Source organism: Pedobacter cryoconitis (assembly GCF_014200595.1).
Lineage (GTDB): Bacteria > Bacteroidota > Bacteroidia > Sphingobacteriales > Sphingobacteriaceae > Pedobacter > Pedobacter cryoconitis_C.
In genome coordinates this window covers 317857-332047 of sequence record NZ_JACHCG010000003.1, presented here as the reverse complement: position 1 = coordinate 332047, position 14191 = coordinate 317857, and the positions used below count along the sequence as shown (strand labels likewise).

General features: G+C 37.8%; 12 protein-coding genes. 11 read left to right on the top strand and 1 reads right to left on the bottom strand.

The features are described from left to right. Positions 1-54 precede the first annotated feature (54 nt). The 6 genes from HDE70_RS18665 (at position 55) to HDE70_RS18640 (ending at position 7729) form a co-directional block, all read left to right on the top strand. A complete protein-coding gene (locus HDE70_RS18665; protein WP_183891526.1) occupies positions 55-426 on the top strand; it encodes a hypothetical protein in 372 nt (123 codons plus the stop codon). Positions 427-635: 209 nt separating this feature from the next. After that, positions 636-1451 carry an MbnP family protein gene (locus HDE70_RS18660; protein WP_183891525.1) on the top strand — a complete coding sequence of 272 codons (816 nt, stop codon included), beginning with the start codon at positions 636-638 and terminating at the stop codon, positions 1449-1451. A 4-nt stretch (positions 1452-1455) separates the two neighbouring features. Beyond that, a complete protein-coding gene (locus tag HDE70_RS18655) occupies positions 1456-2499 on the top strand; it encodes a cytochrome-c peroxidase (RefSeq protein WP_183891524.1) in 1044 nt (347 codons plus the stop codon). Between the two features lie 2 nt (positions 2500-2501). Further along, positions 2502-3422 (top strand): transporter, encoded by a 921-nt coding sequence (locus HDE70_RS18650; protein WP_183891523.1) that lies wholly within the window; start codon positions 2502-2504, stop codon positions 3420-3422. 190 nt (positions 3423-3612) lie between these two features. Then, the gene (locus tag HDE70_RS18645) at positions 3613-6828 is read left to right on the top strand and encodes a TonB-dependent receptor (protein WP_183891522.1); all 3216 of its coding nucleotides are present in this window, start codon (positions 3613-3615) and stop codon (positions 6826-6828) included. A gap of 10 nt (positions 6829-6838) precedes the next feature. Continuing rightward, complete coding sequence (locus HDE70_RS18640; RefSeq protein WP_183891521.1) at positions 6839-7729, top strand: glycerophosphodiester phosphodiesterase family protein; 891 nt, start codon at positions 6839-6841, stop codon at positions 7727-7729. Positions 7730-8315: 586 nt separating this feature from the next. Here the strand turns inward: HDE70_RS18640 and HDE70_RS18635 are convergent. Beyond that, positions 8316-8654 carry a helix-turn-helix domain-containing protein gene (locus tag HDE70_RS18635; protein WP_111633099.1) on the bottom strand — a complete coding sequence of 113 codons (339 nt, stop codon included), beginning with the start codon at positions 8652-8654 and terminating at the stop codon, positions 8316-8318. Between the two features lie 764 nt (positions 8655-9418). Here HDE70_RS18635 and HDE70_RS18630 point away from each other — a divergent pair. The 5 genes from HDE70_RS18630 (at position 9419) to rfbD (ending at position 14128) form a co-directional block, all read left to right on the top strand. Next, a complete protein-coding gene (locus HDE70_RS18630; protein WP_183868271.1) occupies positions 9419-9817 on the top strand; it encodes a GreA/GreB family elongation factor in 399 nt (132 codons plus the stop codon). A 393-nt stretch (positions 9818-10210) separates the two neighbouring features. Next, positions 10211-11449 carry an MBOAT family O-acyltransferase gene (locus HDE70_RS18625; RefSeq protein ID WP_260161282.1) on the top strand — a complete coding sequence of 413 codons (1239 nt, stop codon included), beginning with the start codon at positions 10211-10213 and terminating at the stop codon, positions 11447-11449. A 2-nt stretch (positions 11450-11451) separates the two neighbouring features. Then, positions 11452-12363: a hypothetical protein gene (locus HDE70_RS18620; protein WP_183891520.1), complete on the top strand. Its 912-nt coding sequence runs from the start codon at positions 11452-11454 to the stop codon at positions 12361-12363. A gap of 206 nt (positions 12364-12569) precedes the next feature. Next, the gene (locus HDE70_RS18615) at positions 12570-13271 is read left to right on the top strand and encodes a hypothetical protein (protein ID WP_183891519.1); all 702 of its coding nucleotides are present in this window, start codon (positions 12570-12572) and stop codon (positions 13269-13271) included. After that, positions 13271-14128: a dTDP-4-dehydrorhamnose reductase gene (gene rfbD / locus HDE70_RS18610; RefSeq protein ID WP_183891518.1), complete on the top strand. Its 858-nt coding sequence runs from the start codon at positions 13271-13273 to the stop codon at positions 14126-14128. The genes HDE70_RS18615 and rfbD overlap by 1 nt, the downstream gene beginning before the upstream one ends. Positions 14129-14191 lie beyond the last annotated feature (63 nt).

Below are 14191 nucleotides of genomic sequence, written 5' to 3'. Positions count from 1 at the left end.
AAGAGTTCGGTTTTTAAGAACGAAGATTTTTAATAATGTTTAACTTTGCAGCAAATGTTAAACCGTCTGATCGCAATAGTTGTATTAGTCACACTGATAGGTGCCAACCTGTCAAGGTTTATTGTTTACGCTGGTTTTGAAGCTAATCAGCAATTTATTGCAGCAAATCTTTGTGAAAATAAATCGCGGCCATGGATGCATTGCAATGGACATTGTTATCTGATGAATAAATTAAGACAGACTGAGGAAAAGGAAAAAAAGCAGGAACGTGCAGAACAAAAGAACCGGTATCACGAGGTTTTGCCAGGTGAAACGTTGAAAATAGCGTTCAAATTTCCTGTTTTTAAGCTGATTTATCCTGAATGTCCTCTTCAAAACACCGTACAGCGTTCATTCGACATTTTCCACCCACCGCGAAACGTTTAATTTTATCTTATAATGCAAGTGCTGCTGTCCGGACAAGACAGTAAGCCGGGTTATGCCCTGTCCATTAGGTTTTTAACTGTGTATTTAGTTAACCCCTGGCAACTGTAAAAATGGTTGCTAAGGAAGAAGTATGCTTTTAATTTTTAAAGGGCTTAACTGACAGCTCTTTTATTCAAAACAAAAATTTACAACAACCAATCTGATTTTTTATGAAACTAATATATAAATACATTATAGTGATTTTCTCCTTACTGACTGTGCTTACCGCTTGTTCTAAAAAGGATGATGTGCAACCAGTTTCGGCTAATAAAGCGACATTAAGTTTGCAGTTTGATAATATCGTGGGTGACCGCAATCTGCAACTCAACACCGGTACTTATAAAAATGCTTCCGGAGAGCAGTTCTCTGTACAATTGCTGCAATATTTCATCAGCAATATTAAAGTGAAGACCAAAAACGGACAGGAGTTTATTGTCCCTCAGGAGGAAAGTTATTTCCTGGTGAAGGAAAGTGACGGGGCTTCACAGTTCTGTAAAGTCAAAGTTCCTGAAGGTGATTATCAGACGCTGACTTTTACGCTGGGGGTAGATAGTTTAAGAAATACAATGGATATTTCCAAGCGGACTGGTGTACTGGACCCAACCGGGGGAATGGACGACGGGATGTACTGGGGATGGAACAGTGGCTATATTTTCTTTAAAATGGAAGGCACTTCTGAACAGGCCCCGATTGACCCGACTGGTGTGCGAAAATTCAGGTTCCATATTGGCGGTTTCGGTGGTTACTCAGCACCTACTTTCAATAATATTAAAACGGTTACGGTTGATCTTTCTGCTGCCGGAATAGCCCGTGTGAGGGAGGGTAGAGAGAGTAATGTCCATTTTCTGGTGGATGTAATGAAAATGTTCAACGGTAAAACCAATATCAGCATTGCTGCTAACCCACAGGTCATGTTTAGTAATTACAGTGTGAATGTGGCCAATAATTTCAGCAGCATGTTTTACCATGACCATACAGAAAACTAAGAAAATGAAAACATTATATCTTATTCTGCTGGTTTTTAGCCTGTTTATTTATGCATGTAAAAAGGAAACAAATATCCAGGAGGCAGTCACTACCTTTCTGGGTTTTCAAAAGCCGTCCAAATTTCCTGAGCCTGTTTATAAGCTGGAAAACAATAAATTGACCGAAGCTGGTTTTTTACTGGGCAGAGCTTTGTTTTATGAGCCCCGTTTATCAAGGGATAACACAATTTCCTGTGGTTCCTGTCATATTCAGACTTCTGGGTTTACGCAGCACGGGCATGATGTAAGCCATGGAATTGATGACCGCTTAGGCAGCCGCAACTCTCCGCCGATCATGAACCTGGCCTGGAGTAAAACTTTCATGTGGGATGGCGGTATTTTCGATCTGGATTTGCAGCCCATCAGCCCGATTACCAATCCGGTAGAGATGGATGAAAAGATCGAAAATGTACTGTTGAAATTAAAGCAGATGCCAAAATATGTGACGTTGTTTAACCGGGCTTTTGGGACAGATGAAATTACCAATGCGCGGATGATGAAAGCGTTGTCTCAGTTTATGGTGATGTGTGTCAGCGCAAATTCGAAATACGATAAGGTGATGCGTAAAGAGGAGGGACAGACTTTTACGCCTGATGAACAGGCAGGGTATGTCATTTTTAAGGATAAATGCAGCAGTTGTCACAGTGAGCCTTTGTTCACCGACGGATCTTTCCGTAACAATGGTTTGGCAGCCGGCCCTAATAATGATCAGGGACGCGCTATGGCTACACTTAATCCTGAAGATGAGTATAAGTTTAAAGTACCAAGCTTGAGAAATCTGGGTTATACGGCTCCTTACATGCATGATGGCAGGTTTCTGACACTAAGCGGTGTGCTTACACATTATGCAGAGGAGGTACAGGCAACGCCGAATCTTGATCCTTTGCTGCAACAGAACGGCAAGCTGGGGCTCTCTTTAACTACAGACGATAAACTCAAATTACTTACTTTTTTAAAAACGCTGGATGATAAGGATTTCGTAACCCGGAAAGATCTGGCAGAACAATAACGATGAAAAAATATATCTTAATACTTTTTATAAGCCTTTGTGGCTTCAGTGCTTTTGCCTGTGATATTTGTGGTTGTGGTGTAGGAAGTTATTATCTGGGGCTTTTACCTGAATTCAACAAACGTTTTATTGGCTTGCGGTATCAACATAAAATTTTGAGGACCCATCTGGGGCCCGGAGGTAAAACCAGTTACCTGACTACGAATGAAACTTATCAGTCGGCAGAGCTTTGGGGAGGCTGGAACCTGGGTAGCAAATTCCGTATCCTTTATTTTGTTCCTTATAATTTCAATGAACGCAGCAGCGTGGAAACCAAAGGGCAGAAGAGTGGCCTGGGTGATATCGCCCTGATGGGTTATTACAATGTTTTCAATAACAGAAACACGGTAAATGATCAATTGCTCGTGCAGTCGTTATGGGTTGGCGCCGGGGTAAAGGTGCCCAGTGGCAAATATGAGCCCCGTGACAGAGATGTGCTGACGGAGTCCCCTAATAATTTCCAGTTAGGGACAGCCAGTACAGATTTTACGTTGAATGCAACTTACGATGTCCGGCTAATGGATTTCGGGGTAAATGTAAATACCAATTACAAAATCAATACCGCCAGCAAATATGAGTACCGTTATGGAAATAAGCTCACTACCAATGTACTGGCTTATTATAAAATCAGGGTCGCGAAAATGTTGACTGTTGCGCCCAATGCTGGTGTGCTTTATGAAACTTCAGCGAAGGATATAGAAAATAAGAGGTTTGCGGTAGATGTGTCTGGTGGTTATTCTCTGGCTATTTTAACGGGTTTGGAAGCTAACCTCAAAAGATTTTCTTTTGGTGTGAACTATCAGGCTGTTGCTTCGCAGCAGCTGGCAGCAGGAAGCGTGCGTGCAGGGAACCGGCTGATGGTGCATACTTCGGTTGCTTTTTAAGAAAGACGGTGTATTTATTGATTCATTACAGTACAGCCCCATTTTTTGGGGTTGTGCTGTTTAAAGGGGCTGGTTTTAATTCGCTTTTTTGTTGATTTTTATTAACTAATGGTGTGATTTCTTAATACAGACATATTCTGGTGCTAATATAAGGGCATTTAAATTTGCCGAAAAAATAAGTTCAAATCACATGATGAAAAATTTACTCTGCACAGTGCTCTTGCTGTTATTTTGTTGTTTTTATAAAAACGAATTAGCAGCACAAACTACTCAGGCATCTATTTCCGGAATTATAACCGATGACCTTAAAAAAACTATTCCTGGTGCATCCGTGCAAGTAAGGAATGAGTCTACAGGTTTTACCACCAGAACAACAACCAACGCTAAAGGCGAATATACTTTTAAAGAACTTCCTCTTGGCACACCTTATACGGTTACCGCTACTTATATCGGATTTGGTGAACAAAAGAAAACTGGCTACTCTCTGAATCAGGGAGATGCTTTAAGAATTGATATTTTAATGCAGGATGCTGTAAATAATCTTTCTGTAGTAGAGATCGTTGGTTCGGGAATGAAAAACAAGACTGAAACCTTAGGTGCAGCAACGACGATTTCGGCCAGGGATATTACGAGGCTTCCGGTAAACGGGCGTAATTTTGCCTCCCTGACTGATCTTTCTCCATTAAGTAAAGGCACAAACATTTCCGGTCAGCTGGGTTCATCTACAGGTTTTACCATTGATGGGATGACGGCTAAAAATCCAACTTCAGCAGGTTCAACAACCAGCAGAAGCGGTGCGCCTTATTCGATTTCGATTGAAGCAGTACGTGAATTTAAGGTCGTAACCAACCAGTATGATGTAACTCAGGGAAGAAGTGGTGGTGGAGCAATCAGCGCAGTAACCAAATCAGGAACGAATACATTAAGCGGTAGTGCATTTACTTATGGACGTGCAGACTGGTTATCCAGCCCTTATGATATCAATGGAAACAAACGTAAATCAGATTTCTCTACTTATCAATATGGTTTCTCTCTGAGCGGTCCGATTATTAAAGATAAGTTACACTTCTTTATGGTTTGGGATCATGAAAAAGATTCGCGCCCCTTACAAATTGCCAATATCCTGTCTCCGGCAGATGAAACAAGATTGAAAATCAATCAGCCTACACTGGATCGTTTTGTTGATATCTCACGCAGGTTATACGGCGTGGCAAATACGCCTCAGTTCGGTTCTTTCAATAAAAAACGCGGATCTGATGCTGCATTTGCACGTATCGACTGGCAGATCAATGAGAAAAACCTGTTAACGGTCCGTGATAATTATACGAACAGCAGAAATCCACAGGGATTAGAGGATAATACTGCTATCAATTTATACGAATCTTATGGTAATGATAAGAATGTTGATAATAGTTTCCTGGCTTCCCTGCGTACTTCGATCAGTCCAAGATTGACCAACGAATTAAAAGCACAGCATTTATATACTTACCAGTTAAGTGGTCCGGGCAATCAGCTGCCTGCTGCAAATATTCCCCGTGCAGTTGTGGAAGGCGTTGCTTCTTCAATCGGTTCAGGTACCCTGTCAACTGATATCCAGTTGGGTGGCCACCGTTTTGCCCAGGAAGGTTTTACGAATAATGTATACCAATTAGTTGATAACCTTTATTACAATACTGATAAGATCAAATATACTTTTGGAGTTGACTTCATGTACACCAACGCGCATTCAACTTATGGAAGTGAATTGAACGGACGTTTCTATTTTAGAGAAGACGCTAAGACAGGGACTTCTGCATTGGACAATTTTGAATCCAGAACTCCTTACCGTTATACCAGGGAAGTACCTTTATTAGCTGATCCGAGTGTAAAACAAGGAATTTATAATTCTGCAATTTATGGTCAGATGCAAACGAAGCTTGCTTTAGGACTGGATATGGTTGCAGGTTTACGTCTGGATTACAGCAGCTACCCTAAAGGAGAATTTAATCAGCTGGTATTTGATGAACTGGGTTTAAGAACTGATAATTCACTTTCTACGCTTCAGATTCAGCCACGTGTGCAGTTTAACTGGGATGTGAATGATAAGCATCAGGATTTTATTCGTTTTGGTGCGGGTATTTTCGCTTCAGATATTAACAATTATGCAACGATCAATAATATGGTGTTTGATGGAAATCACCTGGCTTCGATCGATGTAAGAGGGGCAAGTGTACCGAGACCGGATTTCCCTGGTTACCGCGCAAACCCTGGCAGTGCGCCTGGACAGGATCTTTTTGGCCTGCCTGGTGTGAATAAATTAATGACGATCAACGCGAATGCAAATGATGCGCAGGTCCCGGTAGTTTATAAGGCCAATGTATCTTATAGCCGCTTTATTACTGACCGTTTAAAAGTGGGTATTACTGGTTATATGACTTTAGGAAGGCACAATTATATGTATGTAGACCGCAATATGGTTGCTGATCCTTATTTCCGTTTATCAAATGAAGGTAACCGCGGTGTTTATGTACCAGCAGGAACCATTCAGAATAGTTCTCCTGACTGGCAGCAAGGCCGTATCAGTGATAAGTTAGGCCGTGTGCTGGAATTAAACAGTAAGGGTAAGGTCAATCAGTTTGCCGTAGTACTTGATGGTAGCTACCAGTACTTTAAGGATGGGGCAATTTCATTCAGTTATACCTGGAATGATGCCAGAGATAATACTTCTTACAATGGTAACGTAGCCAATAGTGCAACTTTATCTTTGCCGGTCAAAGATGATCCGCGTGATTTAAGCAAAATGACTGCTTCTGATAATCAGTTCCGCCATAAAATTGTAGTGTATGGAACTTTACCAACTTTTCATGGGATTGGTGTTGGACTTCGTTATTCTGGTATTGGTGGTACACGTTATACATTATTGTCGGGTGGTAACACAAATGGTGACTTTGTTGGAAGTAATGACCTGGCTTTCATCTTCGACAGGAACAATCCGGCAGTTGCTCAGAATGTCCGCGCTGGTTTGCAGGCCGTTTTAGATAATCCAAATGCAAGTCAGAGTGTGAAAGATTATATCCTGAAATACTCCGGACAAATGGCGGAAAGAAATGGCGGGATCAACAGTTTTTATGGCATCTTTGATTTAAGGATAACCAAGAAGTTTAAATTGTATAAAACACATACTTTAGAGTTATCTGGTGATATTTTCAACGTAGCCAACTTGTTGAACAAGAAATGGGGTGTGAACGAATCGTTGGGTACACAGGCTTTGTACTCGCTTGGTATTCCTAAAAATGGGACTACACCTGCTGTTGATGGTTTTGATAAAACAACTAATAATTTTGTTTACAGAGTGAATGGTGCTGGTGTGGTTAAGCCTTCAGGTAATCCTTATCAATGTCAGATTGGACTTCGTTACAGTTTTTAATTATCGTTATATGAAATATTTGTTTTTAATCGCTGGTTGCTTTGGTTTATCGACCGCAATTGCCCAACAAAAAATTGAAGTACAAGGCCATCGTGGCGGAAGAGGGATCATGCCTGAAAACTCTATTGCGGCCATGCTGCATGCGGTAGATCTTGGGGTAAGGACACTGGAACTGGATTGTGTGATCTCTGAGGATAACCAGGTGGTTGTTTCTCACGATCTGTACATGTCTGCCGATTTTATGCTGAAGCCTGACGGTACAGCAATTACCAAAGCAGAAGAGAAATCATTATTGTTATATAAAATGCCTTATACGCTTATTCAGCGCTATGATGGCGGAACAAAGGTCAATGTTGCTTTTCCGAAACAGCAGAAGTTGAAAACGGTGAAGCCTTTGTTGGCGATATTGATCGATAGTGTGGAGACTTATATTAAGGCTAAACATTTGAAACCGGTTGCTTATAATATTGAGATTAAAAGTTCGGCTGAAGGTGATGTTACGGAACACCCTGCGCCTGAAGTTTTTGTCAAATTGGTAATGGATGTGCTTAAAGCCAAAGGCATAACTAAAAAGGTTACTATACAATCATTTGATACCAGGCCTCTGGTCGTATTACACCAGCAATATCCAAAACAAAAGCTTTCTTATCTGATAGCGAACAAAGACAGCTTTAAAGTTAACCTGAGCAAGCTTGGCTTTACGCCTGGTACAATAAGTCCATATTACCTGATGGTAGATTCCGGATTTGTGAAAGATGCTCACACGTTAGGTATGAAGGTATTACCCTGGACTGTAAATGATGAGTTGTCTTTGAAGAAAATGGCGGAACTGAATGTGGATGGAATTATCTCAGATTATCCGGATTTAGCTGTTTCTCTGTTTGGAAGTTACCAGAAATAAATTATCCGGTAAAATAGTATCCTGAAAACGGCCATGTTGTTTCCTTGCTTAATCTCCTGAACGGGGAGTTAAGTGCTGGAAAACAACATGGCTTTTTTTGTGGTCAGGGTTTTCTAATGACGTGGAACTGGTCAGCTTCTGGGTGACTTCTATATGAATCCATCTCAATTACAGCGTGTATCCATAGTGAGTCCACGTATTTACAGGAAAAGGTGGACTCAACGTGGACTCATGGTGTACTCATACTTTAGTTAACACGAGCTGAAATAGGCCGCAAAAAGAAATTCTTTGTTCGTTTTAGTATTGAATTTCCGAAAAAAAAGGCAGCGTTAACCGCTGCTGAAATAGAGCCGGCAGGAATAAACTGGCTGTGATTTTCAGTAGATTGGAGTGTTAGCTAAAAGGCAAATAGCTAAGCTTCTCTTCTTGATTCAGAAGGGAAGCTTTTTTTATTTACCGCTTTACTTTAAGCGACACAAAGTGGGGATTTATTTTGGGTATGGGGAAAATAATTCCCTTATTGAGCATTTCTTTCCCCTTACACGCTGTATGGAGAGTTGGCTAGAAACTAGTTTATCGTGTTGCTTTAAAGTGATGCAGATTTTTGGGTCCTGATGATCTCATACAATTGGATGATTTTTTTCTGCTGATCGTTATAGCGCTCACTCAGTTCATCCAGTTGTTTTTTTACATCAGGATACTGCTCGTCTTGAGAATCTTTTTCTCCTATACGAAGCATGTCAATTATCGAAACTCCGTATATATCAGCTATTTGCTGAACTTTATAGAAGGAAACATCAGTTATTCCAGTCTCTATTTTAGAGTAGGCTGTAACAGATATGCCCAACTGATCGGCTACGATTTTCTGGCTAATGCAATGCGTATTGCGGATTGCTCTAAGCTTTTTTCCAATATTCTGAATCATATGTTATAGATTTTAACGGGGATAAGAAAATGATATTTATCAAAAAATAATTTTTGTTACATGAAATGTTGCAAAATAAAGGCCAACGGAAATACCTTATCCTACTTACGTAGTTAAGAATTATACGGATTTAGTTAAATGTGTGGTCAGAGGCTGTATTGGACGAATTAATGACTTATTTGTATCGTTTTTGTGACTAAGTGCCCGGAAAAACTAATAACTGACTAAAGAGGTAAAAGGGTTAGTGATTTTAGCCGCATTAACTTTGTTTTAATCCTTAAGATAATATAGTGAGGCTGGGGCGTAAATCTCAACGTTTTTTATATCCGGACATTTGGGCTATCTTTGAATTAATGAATCCTTTTAAATGGTTAAACAAAATGTCGCCTAAACAACTTGCCCTGCAAATGCGGATTGCACTGGCTATGTTTTGCCGTTTTCTTTTTATCCAATATCGTTTGGGTGATTCATTTCTTAAAAGCAGCAAGGACTTTATTTAGCAGGCCCCAGCCTTTTTCAAGGTATGGGGTTCAGGAACTAAACCTGATTTAAATTCAATTTTATCATTTTTTTATTCTATCAGAAATACATAACAGCGATAGCTTGTTCTGGTATAACTGCTATTGGAATAAAAGGTAACCTGAAACATGATGAATCATTCCTTGAAAATGAGTTATAAAGACTTTGAGTGGCATGCCTCAGCTGAGTATAGCAGGCTGAGGCTAATTGTCTTTTTATTTTTTATAACCTCATTATTATCCTATATGAATACTACCTCAATAAAAATAGATACCAGGCCGATCGTTTTGTCCAGGGGCATTTTTGATTTGCTGAAAAGTCACCTCAGAAGAAGAAAACTGAGTAAATACAATGAAGATAAGCTGGAACTGGAACTCCGGTATGCCAGACAGGTATTACACAGGGAGTTGCCGGAAGATGTGGTGACTGTAAATACTTGTGTAAGAGTGAAGGAGCTGGTTTCCGGAAATGAATTTACTTATCATCTTGTCGCGCCTGATCAGGCGAAAAGAAAAAACAACACTTTATCAATTTTATCACCGATTGGTGTGGCCATGTTAGGTTATCCGCAAGGTGCAGAATTACAGTGGGAAATGCCTGAAGGTGTAAAGGTTTTCAGGATAGAGGAGGTGTCAAGGAAATAATCGTATTATAAAGAATAAGCCCAAAATTCCCGGGCTTATTCTTTAAAGGAAATTAATAATTGTTTCATCTGGCTGCATACTGCTACTGCCGATATGATTGATTTGATTTTGTACTATTAATGCTGAAGATCTGTATATTCGCGCCACGATTTGAAGGATCGTTTTAGAAATATAAAAATAACATTAATTGATATAATGCTTTTCAACTCAGTACACTTCGCAATATTTCTACCGATTGTCCTTATTTTATATTGGTTCGTAACCAATAAGAATTTAAAATTTCAAAATATACTATTACTGGGGTCAAGCTACTTCTTTTACGCTTGTTGGGATTGGCGGTTTTTATTTTTACTTATTTTTTCTACATTATTAGATTATTACACTGGTATAAAGATGTCAGATGCTAAAAATCAAAAGATTAAGAAGTTTTGGTTTTGGTTAAGTGTGTCGATTAATCTTGGTTTTTTGGGCATTTTTAAATATTATAATTTTTTCGTCAGTTCTTTTGCTGAATCTATTTCTTATTTAGGATTGCATATAAACCCCTGGACACTAAAAGTAATTTTGCCAGTTGGTATCTCTTTCTATACTTTCCATGGATTGTCTTATGTGATTGATATCTACAAAGGCAGAATAAAAGCAGAAAAGAATTTTGTTGATTATTCAGTCTTCGTGAGCTTCTTTCCTTTATTAGTTGCAGGCCCAATTGAGCGTGCAACCCATTTACTGCCACAAATACAGAAAAAAAGAGACTTTGATTATACAAAAGCAGTTGATGGTTTAAGGCAAATATTGTGGGGATTATTTAAAAAAGTCGTAATCGCTGATCAGTGTGCTGAATATGCAAATATGATTTTTAACAATGCTGGACATTATTCTGGCAGCACACTTGTTTTAGGAGCTGTATTCTTTGCTTTCCAGATCTATGGAGACTTCTCTGGTTATTCTGATATTGCTTTGGGAACAGCAAGACTTTTTGGTATAGAGCTATTAAGAAATTTTGCATTCCCTTATTTTTCAAGAGATATTGCTGAGTTTTGGAGACGATGGCATATTTCGCTTTCCACATGGTTCAGAGATTATTTGTATATTCCTTTGGGTGGGAGTAAAGGAGGAATATGGATGAAAGTCAGGAATACATTTATTATTTTTCTTGTGAGTGGTTTCTGGCATGGAGCAAGCTGGAATTTTATTATTTGGGGATTTCTCAATGCGCTATATATCATGCCGTCGATAATTTTTAACACTAATAGAACGAATCTTGACATTGTAGCATCTGGAAAATACTTCCCGACATTTAAAGAAATATTTTCAATGGGGTTAACATTTGGTTTGACAGTGTTCGCCTGGATTTTCTTTCGGACAGAGAGTTTGGGGAGTGCATTTGGTTATATTTCAGGAATATTTTCGCCCTCCTTGTTTACAATACCAACGCTTATACCTAAGACTTTACTTTTGCTGCTTTCTATATTCATAATTATAGAATGGTTTGGACGTGAGCAGCAATTTGCAATTGCAAAATTTGGAATCAAATTACCTGTAATTGTTAGATGGGCCTTTTATTACGCGCTTGTAATCGCAATATTCTTATTTGCAGGTTCGGAACAACAATTCATTTATTTCCAATTCTAGGTATGAAAAGATTCATTAAACGGGTTATATTCTTTATTTTTCCTATTGTCTTATTAGGCTTTTCTTCTGATATATTGCTAAAAAGTATCCCTAATGATTATGCGTATAAAAAACGTTATTTAGATAAGAATGCAAAAAACATAGAGGTCTTGCTTTTAGGCAATTCGCATGTGTATTATGGTATAGATCCTACGTATATTAAAAAGCCTGCTTTCAATGCCGCACACATTTCCCAATCTTTAAATTATGATTTGGAAATCCTTAAAAAATACAATTCCAGCTTAATTAACTTGAAAAAAATAGTTATTCCTATTGACTATTTCTCTTTATATACAACTCTTGAAACGGGCGTAGAAAAATGGCGGACAAAGAATTATAGCTTATATTATGATATAAATCCAAGTAACGACTGGCTAAATAACTCTGAGATACTCAATATGAAATTAGGAGTCAATGTTTCCAGAATGAAAAATTATTTGTTAACAACGCATACTGAAGTTACTTGTAATCAAGTAGGATGGGGAACGAACTATAATTCTAAAAATGGTTCTAATTTAGAAGAAACGGGAAAATTAGCCGTTGCCAGACATACAGTGAGTCTAAAAGACAATCGCTGTTTTAATTCAAATATTGAGACCATAAATTCTATAATAGCATTAGCTAAAGCCAGACGCGTTGAAATAGTTTTTGTCACATGCCCTGCTTATAAAAGTTATACGGAATTATTAAATAAAGAACAATTAAATAATACTATTAATTCAATTACTAAGATAGTAGCAAAGCATCCAGGTACAAAATATTTTAATCTTTTAAACGATACCACGTTTAAAGAAGCAGACTTTTTTGACGCCGACCATTTGAATGAGCATGGAGCAAAAAAGCTTAGTTTGAAAATAGATTCCCTGATGAATTAACATAAATTTTGATTTTTACTCGTTGTTAAACTAATAATTGATTGAGTTGAATCAGGTAATTATTTATTCGATATAATCAGTGTTTATAATCGATAGTTAATTAAAAATGATAATGATTAAATCGTGTAATTTGGTCAAATTATTGTACTAAGGCGATCTTAATATTGGGCTGTATTTTTTTCAGTACTTTTAATTGAAATTCAAATATGATAAAAACATACTTGGTCATTTTATTTTTAATGGTCTCTACTTTCGCATTCTCACAAACAAATACGGATTATCTTTACAGTGTTGGCTTCAGAGGATATAGTTATGCACAAATGCCTAAAATAATGGATCAGACTAATGGAAATACTTATCTGAACACATATTTTAATAGCTTGATTTTGAAATTCAATGATAAAGAGTTTAGTTACAGATTGAATGGGAGCTATATGAGCAGAAATGAGAGTTTTTTTAATAACTGTGCCGGTTGTGAACTTGTGAATGGCAAGATGAAGGACTATTCTTTTAAAGTTGGTTTTGAGAAAAATTTTAGCTATTCTACATTTCAGCCTTACTTTGCTCTTGATTTAGGTTACCGGTCAAATAAATTCGATGGAGTTTCAAATAATATAAATCCAATACTAAATTCGGATGCGGTAAATATGCCGATACCTCCAAATCAGGTTATAGCAACAAAAGAAGGATTCACTATTACGCCGGTTCTTGGTTTAAAAATTAGTCCCATGAAACAAATTTCTATCTTTGTAGAAAGTAATCTGGAATTTTTCTATTCTTATGAACGTCAGGAGTCTGTTCCTCAGGATATTTCAAATGTGAGATCTTTGAGCAGATTTCATAAAACGGAATATTTATTTAATCCGGTATCTGTTGGTATTCAATTTCATCTTGGAAGTAAAAATTAATGAAGAGAAATATTATAGTGATAGGTGGGAATGGGCAGCTTGGGCAATGTTTGAATGAGGTTGTTTCTGAAAATGAGAGATCTTTCAATTATTTATTTCTTTCCAAAACTGATCTTAACTTTATAGATGCAGAATCTGTTAAAGAAATATTTAAACGATTTAATCCTTTGTATTGTATTAATTGTGCGGCTTATACAGCTGTTGATCTGGCAGAAGATGAACCAAACAGTGCTTTTGAATCTAATGAATTTGCAGTGAAAAGGCTTGCCGAAAACTGTCTTGCTGGTAATACAACCCTAATACACCTCTCTACAGATTTTGTTTTTGATGGAAATTCAGGTGTCCCTTTAACTGAAGTTATGCATGCTATTCCTGTAAATGTTTATGGTTTGTCCAAGTTAAAAGGAGAACAAGAGATTCAAAGGATTATGGATCAGTATTATATTATCAGGACCAGCTGGCTGTATTCCGAGAAGGCTGGTAATTTTGTTAAGACTATGCTCAAGTTGTCTCAAAGCCGTGATCAGCTCAATGTTATTTATGATCAGGTAGGCACACCTACTTATGCGATGGATTTAGCCAGAGTCATTATTCACATTATTGAAAATGAAATAAAAGCTTATGGACTTTATCATTATAGTAATGAGGGTGTTGCTTCTTGGTATGATTTTGCTAAAGCTGTTTTTGAATTTGCAGAGATAGATATGGAGGTATTGCCAGTCACTTCTTCTTCATTTATAACTAAGGCAAAACGTCCACATTATTCTGTGATGGATAAAACGAAGATTAAAGCTAAAATGGGGATTGAAATACCATACTGGCGGGATAGCTTAAATTTCTGCATACAAAATATATAGGTTATTTCAAATGTGATATATTTCTCAGTAATCAAATAATTCATTTATCTTTGACCTCTACAT

What these genes read in the sequence shown, in the direction of transcription:
- HDE70_RS18665 (WP_183891526.1), top strand. Translation starts at nt 55, where the DNA reads ATGTTAAACCGTCTGATCGCAATAGTTGTATTAGTCACACTGATAGGT.
- HDE70_RS18660 (WP_183891525.1), top strand. Translation starts at nt 636, where the DNA reads ATGAAACTAATATATAAATACATTATAGTGATTTTCTCCTTACTGACT.
- HDE70_RS18655 (WP_183891524.1), top strand. Translation starts at nt 1,456, where the DNA reads ATGAAAACATTATATCTTATTCTGCTGGTTTTTAGCCTGTTTATTTAT.
- HDE70_RS18650 (WP_183891523.1), top strand. Translation starts at nt 2,502, where the DNA reads ATGAAAAAATATATCTTAATACTTTTTATAAGCCTTTGTGGCTTCAGT.
- HDE70_RS18645 (WP_183891522.1), top strand. Translation starts at nt 3,613, where the DNA reads ATGATGAAAAATTTACTCTGCACAGTGCTCTTGCTGTTATTTTGTTGT.
- HDE70_RS18640 (WP_183891521.1), top strand. Translation starts at nt 6,839, where the DNA reads ATGAAATATTTGTTTTTAATCGCTGGTTGCTTTGGTTTATCGACCGCA.
- HDE70_RS18635 (WP_111633099.1), bottom strand. Translation starts at nt 8,654, where the DNA reads ATGATTCAGAATATTGGAAAAAAGCTTAGAGCAATCCGCAATACGCAT.
- HDE70_RS18630 (WP_183868271.1), top strand. Translation starts at nt 9,419, where the DNA reads ATGAATACTACCTCAATAAAAATAGATACCAGGCCGATCGTTTTGTCC.
- HDE70_RS18625 (WP_260161282.1), top strand. Translation starts at nt 10,211, where the DNA reads ATGTCAGATGCTAAAAATCAAAAGATTAAGAAGTTTTGGTTTTGGTTA.
- HDE70_RS18620 (WP_183891520.1), top strand. Translation starts at nt 11,452, where the DNA reads ATGAAAAGATTCATTAAACGGGTTATATTCTTTATTTTTCCTATTGTC.
- HDE70_RS18615 (WP_183891519.1), top strand. Translation starts at nt 12,570, where the DNA reads ATGATAAAAACATACTTGGTCATTTTATTTTTAATGGTCTCTACTTTC.
- rfbD (WP_183891518.1), top strand. Translation starts at nt 13,271, where the DNA reads ATGAAGAGAAATATTATAGTGATAGGTGGGAATGGGCAGCTTGGGCAA.